Origin of the sequence: Marimonas arenosa (assembly GCF_030848945.1) — a bacterium.
In the GTDB taxonomy this organism is placed as follows: domain Bacteria; phylum Pseudomonadota; class Alphaproteobacteria; order Rhodobacterales; family Rhodobacteraceae; genus Marimonas; species Marimonas arenosa.
This window is the reverse complement of record NZ_JANHAX010000001.1, coordinates 243866-266871: the sequence shown is the minus strand read 5'-3', so window position 1 is coordinate 266871 and position 23006 is coordinate 243866. Positions and strand designations below refer to the sequence as shown.

The 23006-nt window shown below is 62.5% G+C and carries 20 protein-coding genes; 7 read left to right on the top strand and 13 right to left on the bottom strand.

Annotated elements, in window-relative coordinates; all coding sequences use genetic code 11:
• The first annotated feature begins 2 nt into the window (after positions 1–2).
• From moaC to lexA, 3 genes are all read left to right on the top strand, one after another.
• Positions 3–479 (top strand): cyclic pyranopterin monophosphate synthase MoaC, encoded by a 477-nt coding sequence (moaC, locus tag NO357_RS01340; RefSeq protein WP_306733808.1) that lies wholly within the window; start codon positions 3–5, stop codon positions 477–479.
• A complete protein-coding gene (locus NO357_RS01335) occupies positions 476–1648 on the top strand; it encodes a molybdopterin molybdotransferase MoeA (protein ID WP_306733807.1) in 1173 nt (390 codons plus the stop codon). The genes moaC and NO357_RS01335 overlap by 4 nt, the downstream gene beginning before the upstream one ends.
• A 94-nt stretch (positions 1649–1742) precedes the next feature.
• Entirely contained in the window at positions 1743–2438 is a 696-nt protein-coding gene (gene lexA / locus NO357_RS01330; protein ID WP_306733806.1) for a transcriptional repressor LexA, read from the top strand.
• Here the strand turns inward: lexA and NO357_RS01325 are convergent.
• Complete coding sequence (locus tag NO357_RS01325) at positions 2432–4468, bottom strand: ComEC/Rec2 family competence protein (protein WP_306733805.1); 2037 nt, start codon at positions 4466–4468, stop codon at positions 2432–2434. The genes lexA and NO357_RS01325 overlap by 7 nt on opposite strands.
• Positions 4469–4546: 78 nt before the next feature.
• Between NO357_RS01325 and gltX the strand changes: the two genes are divergently transcribed.
• Positions 4547–5950, top strand: a complete 1404-nt coding sequence (gltX, locus tag NO357_RS01320; RefSeq protein WP_306733804.1) for a glutamate--tRNA ligase — start codon at positions 4547–4549, stop codon at positions 5948–5950.
• Positions 5951–6063: 113 nt separating this feature from the next.
• On the top strand, positions 6064–7359 hold the full coding sequence (gene gltA / locus NO357_RS01315) for a citrate synthase (RefSeq protein WP_306733803.1): 1296 nt from the start codon (positions 6064–6066) through the stop codon (positions 7357–7359).
• A gap of 63 nt (positions 7360–7422) precedes the next feature.
• Here the strand turns inward: gltA and NO357_RS01310 are convergent, their stop codons facing one another.
• From NO357_RS01310 to NO357_RS01265, 10 genes are all read right to left on the bottom strand, one after another.
• Positions 7423–8199 carry an enoyl-CoA hydratase-related protein gene (locus NO357_RS01310; RefSeq protein ID WP_306733802.1) on the bottom strand — a complete coding sequence of 259 codons (777 nt, stop codon included), beginning with the start codon at positions 8197–8199 and terminating at the stop codon, positions 7423–7425.
• A gap of 64 nt (positions 8200–8263) precedes the next feature.
• Positions 8264–8716, bottom strand: a complete 453-nt coding sequence (locus NO357_RS01305; protein ID WP_306733801.1) for a cytochrome c-type biogenesis protein — start codon at positions 8714–8716, stop codon at positions 8264–8266.
• The gene (locus NO357_RS01300) at positions 8713–10680 is read right to left on the bottom strand and encodes a heme lyase CcmF/NrfE family subunit (RefSeq protein WP_306733800.1); all 1968 of its coding nucleotides are present in this window, start codon (positions 10678–10680) and stop codon (positions 8713–8715) included. Before NO357_RS01300 ends, NO357_RS01305 begins: the two co-directional genes overlap by 4 nt.
• A gap of 72 nt (positions 10681–10752) precedes the next feature.
• Positions 10753–11343, bottom strand: coding sequence for a holin family protein (locus tag NO357_RS01295; protein WP_306733799.1), 591 nt, complete (start codon positions 11341–11343; stop codon positions 10753–10755).
• Positions 11334–11945, bottom strand: a complete 612-nt coding sequence (locus NO357_RS01290; RefSeq protein WP_306733798.1) for a holin-associated N-acetylmuramidase — start codon at positions 11943–11945, stop codon at positions 11334–11336. The genes NO357_RS01295 and NO357_RS01290 overlap by 10 nt, the downstream gene beginning before the upstream one ends.
• A 59-nt stretch (positions 11946–12004) precedes the next feature.
• Positions 12005–12451, bottom strand: a complete 447-nt coding sequence (ccmE, locus tag NO357_RS01285) for a cytochrome c maturation protein CcmE (protein WP_306733797.1) — start codon at positions 12449–12451, stop codon at positions 12005–12007.
• Positions 12452–12463: 12 nt separating this feature from the next.
• A complete protein-coding gene (gene argC, locus NO357_RS01280; protein WP_306733796.1) occupies positions 12464–13492 on the bottom strand; it encodes an N-acetyl-gamma-glutamyl-phosphate reductase in 1029 nt (342 codons plus the stop codon).
• A gap of 57 nt (positions 13493–13549) precedes the next feature.
• Positions 13550–14362, bottom strand: coding sequence for a glutamate racemase (gene murI, locus NO357_RS01275; RefSeq protein ID WP_306733795.1), 813 nt, complete (start codon positions 14360–14362; stop codon positions 13550–13552).
• A gap of 14 nt (positions 14363–14376) precedes the next feature.
• Positions 14377–15255 (bottom strand): lysophospholipid acyltransferase family protein, encoded by an 879-nt coding sequence (locus tag NO357_RS01270; protein ID WP_306733794.1) that lies wholly within the window; start codon positions 15253–15255, stop codon positions 14377–14379.
• A 101-nt stretch (positions 15256–15356) separates the two neighbouring features.
• Positions 15357–18767, bottom strand: coding sequence for an indolepyruvate ferredoxin oxidoreductase family protein (locus NO357_RS01265; RefSeq protein WP_306733793.1), 3411 nt, complete (start codon positions 18765–18767; stop codon positions 15357–15359).
• A gap of 168 nt (positions 18768–18935) precedes the next feature.
• On the opposite strand from NO357_RS01265, the gene NO357_RS01260 reads away from it, so the two are divergent.
• On the top strand, positions 18936–19844 hold the full coding sequence (locus NO357_RS01260) for a LysR family transcriptional regulator (protein ID WP_306733792.1): 909 nt from the start codon (positions 18936–18938) through the stop codon (positions 19842–19844).
• A gap of 220 nt (positions 19845–20064) precedes the next feature.
• Here the strand turns inward: NO357_RS01260 and NO357_RS01255 are convergent, their stop codons facing one another.
• Both NO357_RS01255 and NO357_RS01250 read right to left on the bottom strand, forming a co-directional pair.
• Entirely contained in the window at positions 20065–21204 is a 1140-nt protein-coding gene (locus NO357_RS01255) for a M24 family metallopeptidase (protein ID WP_306733791.1), read from the bottom strand.
• The gene (locus NO357_RS01250) at positions 21201–22217 is read right to left on the bottom strand and encodes a pyridoxal-phosphate dependent enzyme (protein ID WP_306733790.1); all 1017 of its coding nucleotides are present in this window, start codon (positions 22215–22217) and stop codon (positions 21201–21203) included. The genes NO357_RS01255 and NO357_RS01250 overlap by 4 nt, the downstream gene beginning before the upstream one ends.
• 177 nt (positions 22218–22394) lie before the next feature.
• Here NO357_RS01250 and NO357_RS01245 point away from each other — a divergent pair, with 177 nt between their 5' ends.
• Positions 22395–22982 carry a DUF302 domain-containing protein gene (locus NO357_RS01245; RefSeq protein WP_306733789.1) on the top strand — a complete coding sequence of 196 codons (588 nt, stop codon included), beginning with the start codon at positions 22395–22397 and terminating at the stop codon, positions 22980–22982.
• The last annotated feature ends 24 nt before the right edge of the window (positions 22983–23006 follow it).

Genomic DNA, 23006 nt, shown 5'->3' with positions numbered 1-23006 from the left:
CCATGGCCGATCTCAGCCATTTCGACGCCAAGGGCGATGCCCATATGGTCGATGTTTCCGACAAGGCGGTGACCGATCGTGTCGCAGTAGCCAGGGGTCAGGTGACGATTGCGCCCGAGACGTATGCGCTGATCTCGGAAGGACGCGCCAAGAAGGGCGATGTGCTGTCGGTGGCGCGGCTGGCCGGGATAATGGGGGCGAAGAAAACGCCCGATCTCATCCCGCTCTGCCATCCGCTGGCGATCACCAAGGTGTCGGTGGAGTTGACACTCGACTCGGACCTGCCTGGCGTTCAGATCGAAGCCACGGTCAAAACCACCGGCCAGACCGGTGTCGAGATGGAGGCGCTGACCGCGGTCTCGACCGCGGCGTTAACGGTCTATGACATGGTCAAAGCCGCCGACAAGGGCATGGTCATCTCAGACATCCGGGTCGTCCTGAAGGATGGCGGCAAATCCGGCCGTTACGAGGCGACATGATATCGGTTGACGAGGCGCTGGCGCGTCTTTTCGCCCTGGTTTCGCCGCTCGGCAACGAAACCGTACCGCTGATCTCGGCCGCAGGGCGGGTGCTGGCCGCCGATGTCGCGGCGCGGCGCGATCAGCCTCCGTTCGCCGCCTCGGCCATGGACGGATATGCCGTCAAAGCCACCGAGGCCGGCCTGCACGCCCAGTTCAAGGTAATCGGGGAAAGCGCCGCGGGTCACGGGTTCGACGGAGCCGTCAAGGCCGGCCAGGCGGTGCGTATCTTCACCGGCGCGCCGGTGCCCGAGGGTGCCAGCCACGTGGTAATCCAGGAAGACGTCGAGCGCCGCGGTGACCTGATCACCATCGTGGCGCCGCAGGACCAGGGTGACAATATTCGCCCGCTCGGTACTGATTTCCGGTCCGGCGACGCGATTGCCGGCCCCCGTCGCCTGAGCCCCGAGGACGTCGCACTTCTGGCGGCGATGAACGTCGCCGAAGTGCCGGTCACTCGTCGTCCGACAGTCGCGCTGATTTCGACCGGGGACGAACTGGTCATGCCGGGTGAGCGCCCGCGGCGAGACCAGATCATCGCCTCGAACACCTTCGGGCTGCACGCTCTGCTGACCCGGCTCGGTGCCGAGCCGCGGCTGCTTCCAATTGCCCGCGACAACCGTGAAAGCCTCGAGACGACCTTTTGGCTAGCGCAGGGCGCCGACCTGATCGTCACCATCGGCGGTGCCTCGGTCGGCGATCACGACCTGGTGGGGGACGTCGCCGCAGCCATGGGCATGGAGCGCGCCTTCTACAAGATCGCAATGCGCCCGGGTAAACCGCTTATGGCCGGACGCATGGGCAACGCGGTTATGGTCGGCCTGCCAGGAAACCCGGTCTCGGCCATGGTTTGCGGCCACATCTTCCTGGCCCCGATGATCCATGCCATGCTTGGTCTCGGGGCCTCTCGCCGCCCGGCACTCAAGGCCCGGCTCACCAGGCCGTTGGGCGCCAATGGCCCGCGGGAGCACTATCAACGCGCCATCGTTGACCAAGGCAAGATCACCGTGTTCGACCGGCAGGACAGTTCGCTGCTGAGTTTGCTGTCGCGCGCCAATGCGCTGGCTATCTCACCGCCGCGAGCCGAGGCCATGCCGACCGGGGCCGAGATCGACTATATCCCGCTTTAGCCAGATCGCCCCCGTTTTGTTCTTGTTTTGATTGACACAAAACGAGAACATGCATAGAACAAACACAAAGAAATGCCATGACGGAGGCAGAGACATGCTTACCCGCAAACAACTCGATCTTCTGCAGTTCATTCACAAGCGGCTTCAGCGTGACGGCGTACCGCCGTCGTTCGACGAGATGAAAGAGGCCCTGGATCTGCGTTCGAAATCCGGCATCCACCGGTTGATCACCGCACTGGAAGAACGCGGTTTCATCCGCCGTTTGGCACATCGTGCCCGCGCCATCGAGATCGTGAAACTGCCAGAGTCGCTTGGCGGTGAGCCGTCGGGCTTCACACCACGGGTCATCGAAGGCGACCGGCCCGACAGCGCGCCGCCGGCCAACGCCATCGCGGTCGAAGCAGCGGCACTCGAGCTTCCGGTGATGGGCCGCATCGCCGCCGGCGTCCCGATCGAGGCAATCAGCCATGCCTCGCACAATGTCGCGGTGCCCAGTTCGATGCTTTCCGGCAACGGCGAGCATTACGCACTCGAGGTCAAAGGCGATTCGATGATCGACGCCGGGATCAATGACGGCGACGTGGTGATCATTCGCGAGACATCGGTGGCTGACAACGGCGACATCGTCGTTGCCTTGGTCGAGGATCACGAGGCAACGCTCAAGCGCTATCTGCGAAAAGGCAATGCAATCGCGCTCGAAGCCGCCAACCCGGCCTACGAAACCCGTGTCTTTCCCGACGACAAAGTCAAGGTGCAGGGCAAGCTGGTCGGTCTGATCCGCACCTACTGATCCTGTTCCTGTCCCGCACGCCGCCGGTTCCAAAGCCGCTCGCCGGTGACCGCGCGGGCGGAAACGACTTTCACGGCATCGGTCTCTGTACGATGGAGTGCCAGCGCACCCTCACGGCGGAGAAACCGAGCGTCATAGACCAAGCATGGCAGTTGCGCACGTTGTGCGTCCGCCAGGCTCTGGTTGGTGACGACGATTTCGCCTTTCGAACAGTCCAACCCCTCCAGCGCCCGCTTGCCGGTGACATGGTGAATTGTCCAGGTCTCGCCCGCCCCGGGCCAGCGGGCGGCCGCGTCGGACTGGCTGACCGGGTCACCATCGTTTTCCAACCAGTTGGCCGCGATGAAACCGCCACCGCGGGGCCGGCTCAATGCCCGGCCCCTGCTGTCCAGCACGCCAACCAACCCGCCATTGTCGGCGATCAGCACCTCCGGCCGTTCAGTCTTTAACCAGATCACCACCGCCACGGCGACAGGCATGAGGCCGACGAATCGCGCCCGCCCCCGCCACAGAACCAGTATCACGAAACCCATCGCCATCATCGGCAACACCGGCCAGTCGGGACTGGGCACCGCGCCGCGAACGCCCTCCAGCGCAGCAACGCGATGCGCCACTCCGAGGATCCAATCGAGCCCGCATCCGGCCAACCACAATGCTGGCGCTTCAAACCCGAACGGCATTAGAAGCGCGGCAAAAAGGGCGGCCGGCATGACCAGCAACCCCATCAACGGTACCGACGCCAGGTTGGCTATCAGCCCGAAATGCGCGAATTGGTTGAAATGCGCCGCTGCAATCGGGGCCGTGGCCAGACCCGCAACCGCCGAGGAAATCGCCGTTGCCAGCAACGGCTTCGCCCAGGCCGGGCCAAGGCCAATCTCGGCCTCACGCAGCCAGCGGAAGACAGCCACGAGCGCTGTCGTGGCAGCAAAGGACATCTGGAACCCGGGGCCCAGCAGCGCCTCGGGCCAGAGCAGTAGCACCAGCGTTGCGGCCAGCGCGACCGAGCGCAAAGAGATCACCCGGCGATCGGCAACGACCGCGAACAGCGCCACCGCCACCATGACGAAGGCCCGCTCGGTCGCCACGTTGCCGCCGGACAGAGCAAGGTAACCCGCGCCAACGCCAAGGGCGAGGAGTGCGGCCAGCTTTTTGACCGGCAGGCGCAGACCGAGCGCGGGCCAGAGGTTGAGGAGCAACCGGACCGCGGCAAAAACGAACCCGGTCAGCAACCCCATATGCAGGCCGGAGATCGCCAACAGATGCGCCAAGTTCGTTGTACGCAGTGCCTGCAGCGTCGCCGGCGCGATACCGCTGCGATCGCCGGTCATGATGGCAGCGGCGAAGGCCCCTGCTTCGCCGGGCAGGCCCGCCTGAACCCGGCGGGACAATTCCATGCGTGCCCGTAGAAGAATCTGCCCCCGGCGCGCCGGCGTCACGATCAGCAGAGGCGTACGGGAATAGCCCACCGCGCCGAGTTTCAGAAACCAGGCATGGCGCTGGAAATCGAAACCGCCCGGCTCCACCGGCCCGCCGGGCGGCGACAGATGCGCCGTGATCATCACGCGCGCGCCGGCCTCGGGGGTTGCGCCGCCTGCCCCGTGCAGCGCTATGCGAACCCGCGCTGGCGTTCTCTCAGGTGCCACCTTCGCCAGACCGACGGTGTCGAGCAACACTCTCGGCGCTCCACTGGCAGAGCGGTCAATACCGATCACCCGTCCCTCGACCGGCCCGTAGTAACGCCACCCAAGCACCGGGTTGTCGTGCAGATGTGCCCGCACCATTGCGAGCGCAAAGCCGACGCCGAATAGAACCGGCACCCAGAGCAGCACCGCGAACCCCGAGCGCCAGAGCAGCGTCGGTACGATCAAAAACAGCATGCCCGCGCCGAGATATGGCAGCGTGGCGAGACCGGGTTCGAAGGTGAGACCGAAATATAGGCCGATGCCGCAAGCCAGAACCACCGGAACCCACGGAAACAAATGCCCCCTTTGCGCCAGCAGCGCCATTTCGACCCGCGCCAAAGCGCCCATCCCTTGTCCTTCCCAAGCCGGATGGCTAGACAGGCGGCAAATCTATCCCGTTCATGGTTACCGAAAGATTAACGCCTGATGTCCCAGCCGATCGTCACCCGTTTTGCGCCCTCACCCACCGGATACCTGCATATCGGCGGCGCCCGCACGGCACTTTTCAACTGGCTCTATGCCCGCGGTCGCGGCGGCAAGTTCCTGCTCCGTATCGAAGACACGGATCGGACCCGCTCGACGCCCGAGGCGACGGAGGCAATCCTCAAGGGGCTCGCCTGGTTGGGGCTTGATCACGACGGCGAGGCGGTCAGCCAGTTCGCCCGCGCCGACCGCCATGCAGAGGTTGCCCGGGCAATGCTCGAGAGCGGCCATGCCTACAAATGTTTCGCGACGCAGGAAGAAATTCAAGCCTTCCGCGAAGAGGCCCGGGCCGAGAAACGGTCAACCCTTTTTCACAGCCCCTGGCGCGACGCCGATCCCGCCGGCCATCCGGATATGCCCTTTGTGATCCGGCTCAAGGCGCCACGTGACGGTGTCACGGTGATCCGCGACAGGGTGCAGGGCAATGTCACCTTCCGCAATGATCAACTCGACGACATGGTCCTGCTGCGCTCGGACGGCACCCCAGTCTACATGCTCGCGGTGGTGGTCGACGATCATGATATGGGCGTAACGCATGTGATGCGGGGCGATGACCATCTCAATAATGCCGCGCGCCAGCAACTGGTCTACGAGGCGATGGGTTGGGATGTCCCGATCTGGGCACATATCCCGCTGATTCATGGTCCTGACGGCAAGAAACTCAGCAAGCGCCACGGCGCCCTGGGGGTCGAAGAATACCAGGCCATGGGCTATCCCGCGGCAGGCATGCGCAACTACCTCGCGCGGCTGGGTTGGAGCCATGGTGATGACGAGTTCTTCACGGACGAGCAGGCGAAGTCCTGGTTCGACCTTGATGGAATCGGCCGCGCACCTGCCCGCTTCGATTTCAAGAAGCTGGAAAACATCTGCGGCCAGCATATCGCGGCCAGCGACGATGCTGCACTGCTGCAAGAGCTTCGGGCCTTCCTCGCGGCCACCGGCCAACCTTCGTTGCCAGAGACGAAAATTCCATTGTTCGAGAAGGCCATGCCGGTCCTCAAGGAGCGAGCCAAAACGCTCCCGGAACTTCTTGAAAAAGCGGCCTTTATCACTTCCGACCGGCCAATCCGGCCGGACGAGAAAGCCGCCAAGGCCCTTGACGCTGCATCCCGTGGTATACTGAAAGAATTGACGCCGCATCTGCAAAATGCTAGCTGGTCGCGTGACGATCTGGAACAGGTTCTGAACCAGTTCGCCGAGCAACGAGAAACCAAATTCGGCAAGCTTGCCGGGCCATTACGTGCCGCTTTGGCGGGGCGTTCGGTGACGCCCAGCGTGTTTGACATGATGTTGGTTCTCGGGCGCGACGAAACGCTGGCCCGCCTGTCCGACGCTGCTGGGGCTTGACGGGGTTCATTGTCTGGTAAGCACGCCTGGCTAGGAATGAGCCTGCGTTGAGGTCCGGTTTAACTCCGGAAGGCGCGGCGCGGGCGAACAAAAACATGAACGGAGGAAACGCGATGACTGACAGCTCAAAAACCGCGACGCTGACCATTGACGGCAAGAAATACGAATTGCCGATGCTGTCGCCGTCGGTGGGGCCGGAGGTGATCGATATCCGCAAGCTCTATGCCGAAGCCGGCGTTTTCACCTACGACCCTGGCTACACCTCGACCGCGTCATGCGACAGTACCATCACCTACATCGATGGCGACGAGGGCGTATTGTTGCACCGCGGCTATCCGATCGATCAGCTGGCGTCGAAATCACACTATCTCGAGGTCTGCTACCTTCTGCTTTATGGCGAGCTTCCCACTGCCAAGGAACTCGAAGTGTTCGAAACCACTATCACCCGCCACACCATGATCCACGAGCAGATGCACAACTTTTTCCGTGGCTTCCGCCGCGACGCGCATCCCATGGCCACGATGGTGGGCGTTGTCGGCGCGATGTCGGCTTTTTATGCGGACAGTGCCGACGTTTCCGACCCGCGTCAGCGCGAAATCGCTTCGCATCGGATGATCGCAAAGATGCCAACCATCGCCGCGATGGCGTATAAATACTCTATCGGCCAGCCTTTCGTGTATCCGCGTAACGATCTCGACTATGCGGCGAACTTCCTGCACATGTGTTTCTCGGTCCCTGCCGAGGATTTCGTGGTCGACCCGATCCTCGCCCGTGCGATGGACCGAATCTTTACGCTGCATGCCGACCACGAACAGAATGCCTCGACCTCGACGGTGCGTCTGGCCTCGTCCTCGGGCGCCAACCCATTCGCTTGCGTCGCCGCCGGCATCGCCTGTCTCTGGGGCCCGGCCCATGGTGGTGCCAACCAGGCCTGTCTGGAAATGCTGAAGGAAATCGGCGCCGTCGACCGCATTCCCGAGTTTATCGCCCGTGCCAAGGACAAGAACGACCCGTTCCGCCTGATGGGCTTCGGCCATCGCGTCTACAAGAACTTCGACCCGCGCGCGACGGTGATGAAACAGTCCGCCGACGAGGTGCTCGACCTGCTGGGGATCGAGAACAATCCAGTTCTCCAGGTCGCCAAAGAACTGGAGAAACAGGCGCTGGAGGATCCCTATTTCGCTGAGAAGAAGTTGTTCCCGAACGTCGACTTCTACTCGGGTATCATCCTCGAGGCGATGGGCTTCCCGACCTCGATGTTTACCCCGATCTTCGCGCTCAGCCGCACCGTGGGTTGGATTTCTCAGTGGAAGGAACAGTTCTCGGATCCGGCCCATAAAATCGGGCGCCCGCGTCAACTCTATCTCGGCGCCACCATGCGCAGCTATGTGGATGTCGAAGACCGCTGAACCGCACTCAAATCCGAAGAACGCCCCGGGGTGACCCCGGGGCGATGTCGTTACAAGCTGACCTCAACGGCCTTCGAAATGCGCCTTGCGTTTTTCCAGGAAGGCCACGACCCCCTCCATGAAATCGCGGCTTTTGCCCGCCTTCCCTTGAAGTTTGGCCTCGGCCGTCAACTGCCCGTCGATGGTTTCGTCCCAGCTGCCGCGGATTGCCCGCTTGGTGAGTTGGAAGGCCCGCGTCGGCCCCTTGGCGAGGTACTCGGCGCGGGACCGCCAGCGGGCTTCGAAGTCTTCGTCCGGGACCGCCTCCCAGATCATCCCCCATTCATCGGCCTGTTTCGCCGTGATCTTCTCGGCAAATAGCGCCGCGCCCATCGCCTTGGCCGCCCCCATGGTCCGCGGCAGCCAGTAGGTGCCGCCGGCATCCGGAATAAGGCCAATACGGGTGAAGGCCTGCATGAAATAAGCGCTCTCGGCGGCGATCACCACATCCGCAGCTAGCGCCAGATTGGCCCCGGCTCCGGCCGCCGGGCCGTTGACCGCTGCGATGACGGGCACCGGGCTGTCGTAGATCGTCTTGAGCATCGGGTTGTATTCGTCGCGCAGTCCGCGTTCCAGGTCGAGTCCGCCAATGTTGGCGTCACCCAGATCCTGCCCCGAGCAGAACGCCCCGCCCGAACCGGTCAGGACGATCACCCGAGCCCCGTCCTTTTCGGCATGGCTCACCGCATCGGAGATTTCCGAACGCATCGCGGTGGTCAGCGCATTCATCTTGTCTGGGCGGTTGAGCGTGATGACGCAGATATCGTCGGTCACATCGTAGGCGATCGTCTTGTAAACCATGGCGGTCCTCCTCGTCGGACCGAGCTAACCGAAACCCGTAGCCGGACAGAAGCGAAACCTGACGTCACCCTTTCATGATTTCGTCAAGCCGTCGCGCCTCGTCTGCGCTGAGCGCCGCTTCGGCCGGGGCCTGCGCCCGGGAGCGGCGCCGCAGGTAGAGCAATCCGCCAATTCCGGCGATCAGAAGCATCACCGGCCCGGCAAGATAGAGCACCCTATTCGAGCCGCTGGCGGTGGGTTTCAGCAGAACATACTCGCCGTAGCGGGCCACAACGAAATCCACCACCTCTTCGTCGCTATCACCTTCGGTCAATCGCTCGCGCACCAGCAGGCGCAGGTCACGCGCCAAATCGGCGTTGCTGTCGTCGATGCTTTCGTTGCGGCAGACGAGACAGCGCAGCCCCTTGGAAATTTCCCGAGCCCGGTCTTCCAAGGCCGGGTCGGCAAGGATTTCATCCGGTTGCACCGCCGCAACCGGCACGGCCCAAAGCATCAAGAGAAGGATCAGCCGTTTCATTCCGCCGGCACTCCTAGGGCGCGCGTTCTCCGGGCCCCCGCCGCGACGCGGTAGCGCCGATCGCTCAGGGACAGAAGCCCGCCAAACGCCATCAGGATCGTGCCGCCCCAAATCCAGTTCGCCAGCGGCTTGTAATAGACCCGCATCGCCCAGCCACCGCCGTCCTGCGGGTCACCGATCACGACATAGACGTCGCGCAGGAAACCGTTGTCGATGGCCGCTTCGGTGGTGGGCTGGCCCGCGACCGGATAGACACGTTTCTCCGGTAGCAGTGTCGAAATCTCCCGCCCGTTGCGCGCCAAAGCAACCGCCGCCATGGTCGATATGTAGTTCGGGCCCGGCACCCGCTCGACCCCAACAAGAGTGATCGAATAGCCGGCGATATCGAAGGTTTCGCCCTCCTGGACCACCCGGATGTCCTCGACCTCCCAGGCCATCAGCCCGGCGACACCGGCAATTGTCACACCCAGACCGGCATGAGCCACCGCCTTGCCCCAATCGGCTCGCGGCAGCCGCATCAAACGCCCAAGCCGTGCACCGCCCCGACCGCTGCGCTGCCAGAGATCGGTGGCGGCGCCGGCGATGAGCCAGGTCCCCATCATCAACCCAATCGGGCCAAGCGCCGTGCGTTCGGCCTGAATTGCCCAAAACAATGCACCGACCGCCAGCGCCAGCACCGCCGCCGGCGTCAGCAGGCGCACCACGCGTGCCAGCCGTGCCCGTTTCCAAGGCAGCATGGCGCCGATCGGCAACAGCAGGCCGAGCACCACCACGAACGGGGTGAAGGCCTGGTTGAAGAACGGCGCGCCGACCGAAAGTTTGCGATCGAAGAACATCTCTGAGACCAGCGGCCAGATCGTGCCGACAAAAACCACAAAGGCCGAGACGCCCAGAAGAAGATTGTTAACCACCAGAGCGGATTCGCGGCTGACGACGCCGAACACCCCCTTGGCCTGCATCACTCCGGCCCGAGCGGCAAACAGCGTCAGCGCTCCGCCGATAAAGACAACCAGGATCAGCAGCAGGAAGACGCCGCGCTCAGGATCGGTGGCGAAGGCATGCACCGAAGTGATGATGCCCGAGCGGGTGATGAAGGCGCCGATCAGACTGAAGCCGAAAGCGATGATCGCCAGCAGCACGGTCCAGCTTTTAAGCGCTTCACGCTTCTCGACCACGATCGCGGAGTGCAGAAGCGCCGCGGCGATGAGCCAAGGCATGAACGAGGCATTTTCGACCGGATCCCAGAACCAGAAGCCGCCCCAGCCGAGTTCATAATAGGCCCACCACGACCCCAGCCCGATACCTATGGTCAAGAACATCCAGGCCGCCAGCGTCCAGGGCCGCACCCAGCGACCCCAGGCTGCATCGACCCGGCCTTCGATGAGGGCGGCGACGGCAAAAGAGAAAGCCATCGAAAGGCCGACATAGCCGAGATAGAGGAACGGCGGATGGAAGGCGAGGCCCGGATCCTGCAACAGCGGGTTGAGATCGTTGCCGTCAAACGGCGGAACGGGACTGCGCAGGAACGGGTTCGACGTGAAGAGGATGAAGGCGAAGAACGCGGCGCCGATCATGGCCTGCACCGCCAGAATCCGGGCACGCAGCGTTGGCGGCAGGTTGCCGCCGAACCATTGCGCCATGGCGCCGAACAGGGTGACAATCAACACCCAGAGCAGCATCGAACCCTCGTGATTCCCCCACACGCCGGTGACCTTGTAGAGCATCGGCTTGGCCGAATGGCTGTTGGCCACGACCAGTCTGAGTGAGAAATCCGAAACGACGAAGGCATACATCAGTGCGCCAAAGGCGGTCGCCGTCAGCAGGAACTGCGCATTGGCCGCCGGTTCGGCAAAGCCCATCCAGCCGGGCCAACGTTTCTGTGCACCGACGAGAGGAATCACCGACTGGAGACAGGCAATGACGAAGGCGAGAATAAGCGTGAAATGTCCGAGTTCTGCGATCATGTCTTTCTTATAGGACGCCACGAGGCCGGGTCCAATGCCATTCGACACGCTATGCCGATCACATTGTCGCGCTCAGCGGCCCTGATCGGCCCCGCGCGTCCAGGTATCAAGCGCCGGATTCGTCTCGGGCGTGAGGCTGTTCTGTTCCAACGCCGCATCATTGCCCGTCGCTGCCAGCGCCGGGCTCTGCGCGCCACGTTCGAGCGCCTCGAGCGCGTGCAGATTGCTGACCACCTGCGGTACCGTGGCCAGCGTTCGGGTGATTTGGCGCTGGAACTCCTGCCCCTTGGCCTGGTGCCGGGCCCCGAAATAGAAGCTGACGATCGCGCCCAGGAGCCACCAAAGCGGCTCGGGCACCAAGGCAATGCCCTGCATACGGGCGGCGAACCAGACCGGATCGACCATCGCAGCGATGAACAGCCCCAATGTGCCCAGCGCCAGCGCCGGGCGCGGCAGGCGGTTGATTCCGTCCATGATCCTGTCGAACAGCCCCCGCTCTGGATGGGCAAACTCGCCGCCGAACTGGCGCACGGACCGACCATGTGTCTCGGCCGCGCGAACCGAGGCGGCTTCGGCGTTTTCCCGGAAGACTTCAGCGGTTTGTCGCAATGCATGGCCGCCGTTGCCGAAGACCAATGACAATAGCCGTTCGATCAGCCCCATGTCGCAATCCTTTCCCGGAACTCGGCATCGCTGAGATGATAGGCGGGCGAGATGAACTCTTCTGCCCGGCGGATCCATCCCCCCTTGCCGCCAGAGCGACTGCGGGCGTACTTTCGGCTGGCCGGTCGGCGGTCGGCAAGTCGAAAATAGTAGTTTCGCCGGGCGATGCCATAAGCATCGGCAATGTGATCTGGCGCGGCTCGCGCTGCTGCCAGCGCGGCGGCTTCCGTGATCGGCCCGATCGCACCGTCTACAGCGACCTCGAACCTCATCTGCCGCAGGAGCCGCTGAAGGATCTTCACTGCGTTGGCGCCGGCATTGACATACATGTCGAAAACCGAGGCTTGCAGCGCCTTAGGTAAGCGATCGATGCGAGGACGGTAGAAATAATGGTCAACGAAAATGTCGACTGCCTGAGCGCGGCTCAGCGCCTGGACATCACGTATGCCGACCGCGCCGTCGCGGTCGAGATCGAGCCCCAGCCGGCGCATGGTGTGAACGGTTACCCCGTATTTCGTCGCCCCGCCCGGATCGTCAGGGTCATTGACGAAACCACCCTCGCGGGCAACGATTTCTTTTGCAATGTCACGAACAGATCGCATCCCACGGGCCTTTCCTGAACACCTCGGAAAAGCCTGCGACGATTTAGTTAATGCGGACCTTAGCTATCGCCCGGTTCCTGATAAACGCCTTGTTCTTTCAGCGCGTCTACAACCTCGCGCGGCATATAGGTCTCGTCATGTTTGGCAAGGATTTCTGAGGCTTCAAAGACGCCGTTGACATACTTCCCGGTGCCGATCATGCCTTGGTTCTCGGCAAAGAGATCAGGCAGAACGCCGGTGTAGCTCACCCGCACCGACTCACCGCCATCGGTCACGTTGAAAGTGACAGTCTCACCCTGTCCGCGGATCAGACTGCCTTCTTCAACCAGCCCGCCGAGGCGAAAGGTTTCGGTTGCGGCCGGCGGCGTTTCAACCACCTGTGTGGGCGAGCGGAAGAAGTTTATGCCATCACGCATGCCGTAACCGATCAGCGCCGTCGACACTGCCAGCGCCACTGCGGCCAGCAAAATCACCTGGACCCGGCGTTTCTTCTTCAAACCCTTCATCCGTCGCCTCCTTTACGGGAAGCAGGGCGCGAGCATCAGCCCCTGCGTCTCTTTCAGACCTAGCATCAGGTTGGCGTTCTGCAAGGCCTGCCCGCTGCTACCTTTTGTCAGATTATCGAGCGCCGCGACCACGATGGTCCGGCCCGCGATGCGATCTCCGGTCACACCGATATGGCAGAAATTCGATCCCCGCACGTGGTGCGTGCTGGGCGTTTCACCGAAAGGCAGCACCTCGACGAACGGCTCATCGACGTAGACCGTGCTCAAGGCCGCATGCACCGCGTCCGCCTCTCCGCTGACATAGCCGGTGGCCAGGATGCCGCGGTTGGCGGGAATCAGGTGCGGCGTGAACTGAATTTTGACCTCACGTCCCGCCAACAAGCTGAATTCCTGGTCGAACTCGCCCAGATGCCGGTGGGTGCCGCCCACGGCATAGGCGTTGTAGCCTTCGCTAAGTTCTGCGTGCAATAGGTTCTCTTTCAGGGACCGCCCTGCCCCGCTGACTCCGCATTTCAGATCGAGAATGATGTCGTCGAGCCCAATCACGCCGGCCGAAATCAGCGGCCTCAGGATGTATTGCCCGGTGGCCGCGTTACAGCCGGTTCCGGCCACCAGCCGCGCGCCCGCGATCTCTTCACGATAGAACTCGGTCAGCCCGTAAACGGCCTCTTTCTGCATCTCCACCGCCGCATGGGGATTGCCGTACCATTTTTCGTAGGCCGCCGGATCACGCAGCCGGAAATCGGCCGACAGATCAACGATTTTCAGATCGCGCGGCAGGCCGGAGATTACCTCCTGGCTGGTTTTGTGCGGCAGGGCGCAGAAGCAGAGATCGATCTCGGAGAAGTCGATCTCGTCGAACCCGACCATGTCGGGCAGATCGAGGTGACGTAGGTGCGGGAAAACCTGGGCCAGACTCTGGCCGGCCTTGGAAAACGCGCCGAGCGCGGCTATGTCCAGCTCCCCATGGGTCGCAATCAGCCGTATGAGTTCGGCGCCGGTATAGCCAGAGGCGCCCAGAATGGCGATTTTTTGGGTCATGACGAACCCTTTCTCGTGTCTCTTGATAGAAAGTTGTGACGCAAATCATGTGACGGCTCAAGCCGCCTCGAACTCGATTCGTCGTCGCAGGAATTGCGTGGCGCGATCAGAAACCTTCCTTGGGTCGCCGGTCGTCAGGAATTTCGCTTCAGTCCCACTGCCGAGCATGTTGGGATGCCGCTCAAGATAGTCAGCGAGGCTCTCGGCCACGAGATTGGCTTGGCTGAACACCTTCACGTGCGCTCCGAGTGCATCCTGGAACTCCTTATCCATCAACGGGTAATGGGTGCAGCCAAGGATCGCGGCCTCGGGGTCGGGCATCTTCCGCTTGAGCGCGTCGACATGGCTGCGCACCAGTGCCTCGGCCAGGATCATGTCACCGTCTTCGATGGCATCGACAACCCCGCCGCAGGCCTGCGCCTCGACATCGACACCGATGGCGCGGAAAGCCAGTTCACGCTGGAAAGCACGGCTGGCCACGGTGGCCGGGGTGGCGAACAGTGCCACATGTTTCACTTCCACTTCCCGCGGCGGCGAGTTGTCGCCCCATTGCCGCTCGGTCAGCGCCTCGATCAGCGGCACGAATACGCCCAAGACACGCTTGTCGGATGGCAGCCAGCTTTCCTGCATCCGCCGCAGCGCCGCGGCGCTGGCCGTGTTGCAGGCCAGGATCACCAGGTCGCAACCCTCGTCCCACAATCGCGAAACCGCCTTGCAGGTGAGCTGATAGACGTCGTCGGCGTCGCGCACACCGTAAGGCGCGTGGGCGTTATCACCGAAATAGACGAACGGAACATCGGGCAATCGCCTCGTTACCGCGTCGAGAACGGTCAGCCCGCCAAGGCCGCTGTCAAAAATGCCTACTGCCATGATCCCGTCCGGGTTTACGCGCGATGCTTTTCTTCGAACTCAAAACCGCGGGCCGAAGAATCCAGCGGCTTCGGGGACAGCTCATAAGTCGATTTGCGCAGGAAATCCATCATCGCTTTCGCGTCTTTTGCGCGCGCCTGCAATTCGCACTGCGGAATCGGCTGACCAATGACAATATCCACCGGCGTGCCGACCCGTTTGCGGAACTCCTTGATCAGCAGCCCCATACGTAGCGTTGTGTGCAGATGGCTGGCGATCTGGAACAAGCGGCTTGTCGCGCCGTCGAAAAACACCGGTACCACCGTGGCGTCGGATTTCGCCACCATCCGCGCCGTAAACGACCGCCAGCCAGGATCAAATGGTTGCGAGAACGGTTTGACCGCAGTGCTGACCGTGCCACCGGGAAAGATACCGATCGCCCCGCCGGCACCGAGATAACGCAGCGCTTCTTTGCGGGTCTCGAGATTGAGTTTCACCGCCTCCTTGGTTTCTTCGAACGAGATCGGCAGGATGATCCGGTTCAGGTCCTCGGCCTTGCGGAACACCTGATGCGCCAGAATCCGGAAATCACCCCTGGTGCGGCTGAGGATATGGCCCAACATCAGCCCGTCTAGAATGCCATAAGGGTGGTTGGCGATCACGATCAGCGGCCCGTTGGCGGGAATGTTCGCAAGGCTGCCGCCGACCAGGTTCAGACTGAGTCCGTAGCGGTCGACCATCACCTCCCAGAAATCACGGCCGGCAGCGACTTCCTGTTCATAGCCTTGCGCCCGTTTTATCAGGCTGATCCGGCCGGTGGCATTTTCCATCACACGGATCATCGCCCGGCCGCCCCGCGTGGCGGCGGAGTGGGCATAGGAGATGTCGCGGGCGATGTGGCGTTGGTCCACCATATGAAGTCCGGTTGCGTCGAATCGGTTACGCCGCGTCATAGGGCTCTGCCACGAGCCTGACCAGAGATCGTGACGCTCAAATGACGTTTCTGCGCCGCGTGTTACTCTGCCGCATGGGCGATTTCCGGGCTGCCGCCGCTGCGGAGAGCCGCAAGTATCTCTTCCCGCCGCGCTGCTGCCGCCTCGGCATTCGCGGCTTTGACCGGACCGAAGCCGCGGATTTTCAGCGGCAACTCGGCCAGCTCGACAACCAAGCCCATGGTGGCACTGTCGGCCTTGGGCAGCCACTCGGCCATATCCGCCTCGTACTGCTTGATCAGCGCCCGCTCCATCCGGCGCTCTTCGGTGCGGCCAAATGGGTCGAAGGCGGTGCCGCGCAGGCGTTTCATCTTCGCCAGGAGCTTCATCCACTTGTCCATCTTGGGCCCGTATTCACGCTTGAGCGGACGGCCATTCGGCCCCTCTTTCGACACAAGCGGCGGAGCGAGGTGGTAGGACATCTTGAAATCGCCCTCGAACTGCTCGGCGGCCTTCTCGCGGGTTTTTAGATGCAGCCGGGCGACCTCGTATTCGTCCTTGTAGGCGAGCAGTTTGTGATAGCCCTTGGCAACCGCCTCTTTCAGCCGCTCATCGCCGATACTATCGACCAGCTTGCGATAGCGTTTGGCAAGCCGGGCGTTCTGGTACTCGACGAGGTGGTCCGCGCGGAAGGCGATCTTGTCCTCCAGCGTCTTGGGCATATCGACCACTATCGGCGCGATCAACTTCGCGACCTCTTCAGGATGCAGCACCGCCCAGCGGCCAATTTCGAAAGCCCGCAGGTTGGCCTCGACCGCTGCGCCGTTGAGTCGGATCGCATCGAGTATGGCATCGTGGCTGACCGGAATCAGCCCGCGTTGCCAGGCGCCGCCGAACACCATCATGTTGGAGAAGATGCTGTCGCCCAAGGTAACGCGGGCCAGGTCCGAGGCGTCGAACAGGCTGAGGTTGTCGCGCAGACGCGCCTGCAATTGCAGCTCCAGCCGGTCCGTCGGGATCGCAAACTCGGTGTGACGGGTGAACTCGCCGGTGATGATCTCGTGGCTGTTGACTACCGCGCCGGTCCGCTCAGAACTGGTCAGACCCAACGTCTTCGATCCCGCGCTGACCACAAGGTCGCCGCCGATCAACGCGTGCGCTTCACCAGTGGCAACGCGCACGGCGGAGATGTCCTCGGGCTTGTTGGCCAACCGCACGTGGATATGCACCGCACCGCCCTTCTGGGCAAGACCGGCCATTTCCATCATGCCCGCGCCCAACCCGTCGATCTGGGCCGCCTGTGCCAGCACCGCGCCGATGGTCACCACGCCGGTGCCGCCGACGCCGGTAATGATCACGTTGTGGGTGCCGTCGATGGCCGGCAGCTCTGGCGCCGGCAAGTGCGGCAGGTCGAGATCGGTGGTCGGCTCCTTGCGAATCTGTGCGCCTTCCAGCGTCACGAAACTGGGGCAAAACCCTTTCAGGCAGGAAAAATCCTTGTTGCAGGACGACTGGTCAATGGCCCGTTTGCGGCCCAGCTCGGTTTCCACCGGAACGATCGAGACGCAGTTCGACTGGATACCGCAATCGCCGCAACCTTCGCAGACATCGGTGTTGATGAAGACGCGCTTGTCGATATCGGGGAAGGTGCCGCGCTTGCGGCGACGGCGTTTTTCCGCAGCACAGGTCTGCACATAAAGAATGGCAGATACACCTTTCACTTTTCTGTACCTTTTTTGAACATCCTCCAGCTCTGCCCGCTCCAGTTTTTCGATGTTTTCCGGGAAAGCACCGAGGTTGATGTCCTCTTTCTCGTCGTAAACCAGGGCCACGTGGGAAATGCCGAAGGCCTTGAGCTCGCGCGCGATCTGCTCAGCCGAGAGATCGCCCTCGTGGGTCTGACCACCGGTCATGGCGACGGCGTCGTTGAACAGGATCTTGTAAGTGACATTCACACCACTGGCGATGGCGGCAACAACCGCCTGGCGGCCAGAGTGGTTATAGGTGCCATCGCCGAGGTTCTGAAAAACGTGCTCGCGCTTGGAAAACGGCGCCTCGCCGATCCAGTTGGCGCCTTCGCCGCCCATATGGGTGTAGCCCAGCGTGTTTCGCTCCATCCATTGCGCCATGAAGTGGCAGCCGATCCCGGCATAGGCTCGGCTGCCGTCGGGCACTTTGGTCGAAGTGTTGTGCGGACACCCCGAACAGAAATAGGCCAGCCGGCTGGCGATCTCCTCGGCATTGTCGGCCCGGCGGGCTTGATCAAGCTCGGCCATGCCCGCCTTGATTCCGTCGGTGGCGCGCCCCTCCTCAATCAGGATCTCGCCCAGTTTTTCCGCAATCATCACCGGATCGAGTGCCCAGCGGCTGGGGAACAGTTCTTCCCCAAACTGGCCCTTGTGCCAACCATAGACGCGACGGCTCTGGCGGTTGTCGAAAATCGCTTCCTTGATCTGCACTTCAAGCAGCTTGCGCTTTTCTTCCACCACCACGATCAAGTCGAGCCCGTCCGCCCATTCGGCAAAGCCCTTCATGTCGAGCGGCCAGACCTGCCCCACCTTATAGGTGGTGATGCCCAGCCGTTCGGCCTCGGCCGCGTCGATGCCTAGCAGCGCCAGCGCGTGCTCCAGGTCGAGCCAGTTCTTGCCGTGGCTCACCAGCCCGATCTTGGCGCCCGGCTTGCCCCAGACCCGCTTGTCGATCTTGTTCGCGTGGGCGAAGGCTTCGGCGGCATGGCGCTTGTAGTCTATGAGACGCGCTTCCTGTTCGATCCTGTCGTCGATCAACCGGATGTTAAGCCCGCCCTTGGGCATCTCGAATTTCGGCGTCACGATCTTGATCCGGTTCGGGTCACCGTCGACCACGGCCGTGGCCTCGATGGTGTCTTTCATCACCTTGAGACCAACCCAGACCCCGGCAAAGCGGCTCAGGGCATAGCCATAAATGCCGAAATCGAGAATTTCTTGAACGCCCGCCGGGCTGACCACAGGCATGTAGCAATCGACCAATGCCCATTCGCTCTGGTGCAGCACGGTCGAGGACTCGCCGGTGTGATCGTCGCCCATCGCCATCAGCACGCCGCCATTGGGGCTGGTGCCAGCCATGTTGGCGTGGCGCATGACGTCGCCTGAGCGGTCAACGCCCGGCCCCTTGCCGTACCAAAGCCCGAACACGCCATGGAATTTACCCTCGCCGCGTAGTTCAGCCTGCTGCGCGCCCCACAGCGCCGTGGCGGCGAGATCCTCGTTCAACCCGGCCTCGAACTTGACGTCGGCGCCGGTCAGGATCCGTTCTGACCGGCTCATCATCATGTCGACCGCGCCCAACGGCGAACCGCGATAGCCGGTCACGTAACCGGCCGTGTTCAACCCCACCTGCGTGTCGCGGAATTTCTGGGTGAGCATCAGGCGCACCAAAGCCTGGGTTCCGTTGAGAAGGACCGGAGATTTCTCCAAATCGTACCGATCCTGTAAACTCACTTGGTGTTTGGTCATCGCGCGCTTCCCTCAACTGATGCCGTATGGACAATATAGGCGCATTTTAGGTCATAATCATTGACCTACCAATCAAATTTCGTCATTCTAACGTCACGTCTGCAAGAGAACCTCACCCAAGATCAGAGATTGCTTGCATCGGGCAGGTTCAACAAGAAAGTTACGCGTATGGATTGGGACAAGCTCAGAATCTTTCACGCCGTGGCCGATGCCGGCAGCCTCACCCACGCCGGAGACACGCTGCATCTCAGCCAGTCGGCCGTATCGCGGCAGATCAGATCACTTGAGGAATCCCTCAACACGACGCTGTTTCATCGCCATGCGCGGGGACTGATTCTGACAGAACAGGGCGAGCTTCTGTTTGATGCCACCCGCGCGATGGTCAAACGCCTTGAAACCGCCACCGCCCGCATTCGGGATAGCGAGGAAGAGGTGTTTGGTGAATTGCGGGTCACCACAACCACGGGCTTCGGCACGCTCTGGTTGGCGCCGCGACTCGCCGCACTGTACGACAAGTACCCCGATCTCAAAATTGACCTGATGCTCGAGGAACGCGTCCTCGACCTGCCGATGCGCGAGGCCGACGTGGCAATCCGCATGAAAGAGCCCAGCCAGGCGGATCTCATCCGCAAACGCCTGATGGGCGTGCACATGCGGCTGTACGCATCACCGGAATACCTGGACCGCAAAGGCACGCCGACCGAACTGGACGAGCTTAACCAGCACCGGCTTATCAGCATGAATGTCGGCTCAACCCAGGTTGGCGCCGGTGCCTCGCTGGTGCAGCATCTGCTGAGCTACGAGATCGCTTCGATGCTGACCGTAAACAACTACTTCGGCGTTTTGCAGGGCGTGTTGCACCACCTCGGAATCGGTGTCCTGCCCGACTATGTTATTCAGGACTTCCCGAATTTGGTTCGCGTCTTGCCCGAGATCGAATCGGGCGAAATCCCTGTATTCCTCGCCTTTCCCGCGGAACTGCGGCATTCCAAACGCATCGCGGCCTTTCGCGATTTCGTGCAGGACGAGATCATCTCGTATCGTAAACAGGTTAAAAAACAGTCGGTTGAACAGTGACCGACTGAGCTATGCAAACGGCGCATAACGGGAATGCTGCGCATGCGGCATAATGAACCTTGATTGAACAAGAACTGCCGCCTATTTCACCAATCGAGAGTGAACAGTGCTTAACGGCGCATCACTTTCATACCTCCCTGTTGGACTTCGGCCGAGCTTAGCGCTCGGCCTTTTTTTATGGCCAATGATCGGAGGCGCGCGGCGTCGCTTGATCCGCCCGTCAGCCGATCACCGGCAGGGCGCCGTTTGACCAAGGCGACAGCGCCTCGGCCGAACCATCGCGGATCACGATATTCTCCTCGTGGACCAGGACAAGTCCCGGTGCAGTTTCGATACCGGGCTCCAGCGTGATCACCATACCCGGCTCCAGCACGGTCCGGTCCTTGGCGGTGATCGACAGCCCCTCGGTCAGTTGCATACCGAGCCCATGCCCGAGCCGTCCGGCGGACTCTCCCCCGCCAACAAGATCGGCCATGGCGCGCCAAAGATCGCAAGCCCGGGCCCCGGGTTGGGCCGCCTCTCGCGCCGCCTCGGTCGCCTCGAGCAGCCGCGCCCAGGCCGCATGTGCTCGCGGGTCGGCGCGGCCGAGGGCGAAATTCCGGTCGAAATCGCAGAAATACCCATCCCTCACAGCACCGGTGTCGAGCATCAGCACATCGCCCTCGCACAGCGGGGCCGGTCCTGCCGGCGAGATCACGTCGGCATAGCCCAAAGGCCCTGCTCCGCCGGCCAGGTAAGGCACCCAGTCGGCGCCTTCCTCCAACAGCAGCGCCTGGAAGCCACGGAACACGGCCTCCATCGGTTGACCGATGCGAGCCACCTCACCAATCCGGGCAAAGGCCTTGCCGGCAATAGTGCAGGCACGCGAGATCTTGGCGATCTCGGCTTCGGACTTCACCGCCCTGAGCTGCGCCACGACGCCGTGATCGTCCGTGAATGAAATCGCCGCTGCTTCGACCCGGCGGAAGTCGTCAAGTGGCATGCGCAGATGCGTCTCCGGGCCGGACGGCAGGCCCACCGGCCCGTCCGCTGCGAGTTCGCGCAAGGTATCGGTCAACAGGCTTACCCCGTCATCCTCGGGGTCCGGTGCGGGCCAGGTGCGGATGTCTTTGACCCAGCCCCGTCCCATCAAGGCTGCCCCGATCGACGGGATCACCGCCACTGGATCACCGGTCGCAGGCAGGACCAGAAACCAGGGCCGGCTGGGGCTTTCCCAGAAGCGGGTCAGAAAACCGCTGAAATAGCGGATCTCGGGCTCGGTCGTCAGCAGCAGCGCCGCCAGCCCGGCGGTCTCCATCGCCGCCTGTGCTCGCGCCACCCGGTCACGGTACTCCTCCTCCGGAAAGCCCCGTGTGCTCATTCCGGCGCCTCGCTGAGAATACAGAGCACCCGTGCCTCTGCCCCCAGCGGCTCCCCGGCAAGCAATGCGGCCAAGCCAGCACCCCCCGACGGCGAGGTCTCGAACCCTGCCCGGTCAAGCACCGGCAGCGCCCGCTCGGCCTCCTCCTCGGTGATCAGCGCGAAGACATCGGCATCCCTTGCCAGCCCTTTCAGCGCAATCAGTGAGGGTTCCTTGCAATCCAGCCGCCCCATGTTCGAGACCGGCCCCCGGGTAACCACCGCTCGGCCCGCCTTGACGCTATCGTGCAGCGCCGGCGCGGCGGCCGGTTCGACCACCACGATGCGCGGCCCGTCGCCCCATGCTTCGCGGAAATAGGCTGCGCAGGCCCCGGCCAGCCCGCCGACCCCGGCCTGCAAGAAGATATGGGTGGGCGGCTCGCCGATCTGTCGAACGGCTTCCTCTGCCAGCGCCAGATACCCCTCCATCACTCGGAAGGGGCGCTCGACATAACCGGGCCAGGACGTATCTGACAGAAGCTCCCAACCGTTATCTTCAGCCGCCCTCTGAGCCGCCGCCACGCTTTCCTCATAGGTTGCGCCATGGCGTACGACGTGGGCCTCGAACATCTCTAGCCGGTCGGCAAATTCCTGCGGCACGGTCTCGGCCAGATAGATCACCGCCCGGGCACCAAAGGCCAGCGCGCCCGCGGTCACCGAGAGCCCGTGATTGCCCGCGCTGGCAGTAACATAGGTGCGTCCCTTAGCTCGGCCCGCCTCGTGATCGCGGGCAATGACATAGGCCGCGCCAAGCGCCTTAAAGCTGCCCAGGGTCATCCGGTACCGCTCGTCTTTTACGAAGACCGCCCCGGCTCCGGCAAACCCGTCACGCCGTTCGAGCGGCGTCTCGGCGTCCAGTGGACAGCGCGCGAGCAACCGGCGAACTTCGCCGGCGTCGACGCTGGGCCAGGGAATCCCCTCCAGCCCCTCCCATGTCAGACCCTTGCCACGCCACGGGTTTTCAAGAGTGTCCATTGCCACCTCCCTCGTTTGCACCACCTTTGGCCTTTCCTGCTCCACCTGCAACCCTGCCGCTCGGTCGCCTCCGCCGCCGCGCGACATAATCGCCATGCCACGCTGCATTGGTTGCTTTGAAAAAATCACACATTCGTTTATGTTGATCCGAAATCGGTCACAGGGAGGGGGACGTCCATGCTGGCGCTGACACGTATTTTCGCATTGATCGGACTGGTCACGGTCGGGCTTGGCATCTGGGTGGGCCCGCAACTCTGGGCCTACAAGACCGCTTTCGACGGTTTCGACGACAAGGCTTTCGACACCTACAAAGCCATGGCCGACCAGCTGGCAGAAACCGGCAATGCCGCCGCCGCCACGGTGTGGACGGCCAAGGTGGCTGATGGGCTGACCTTCGAGGAGGTCGACGAATCGATCAAGGCGGTGGCGATCGATCGCAACATCCGCGGCGTCGGCGAACTGCCACTCGGCGATCAGGTGTCGGCCATGCAGGGGGAAGACTGGCGCAAGCTCAACATCTATCTGTACTGCAACCCGCTGACCGCCGCCAAGATGATCGAGCACGATATCTCCTACGCTGCTTACCTGCCTTGCCGCGTGAGCCTCGTCGAGGACGAAAACGGCGAGCTCTGGATTACCACGCTCAACATGGACATGATGATCCACGGCGGCAAACCGTTGCCTCCAGAACTTCTGGAAGAGGCGCTGGAGGTCAAAGACATCATGCAGGATATTCTAGATCGCGCGGCCGAAGGCGATTTCTGATCCGAGCCTCTGCGCGCGTCGCAC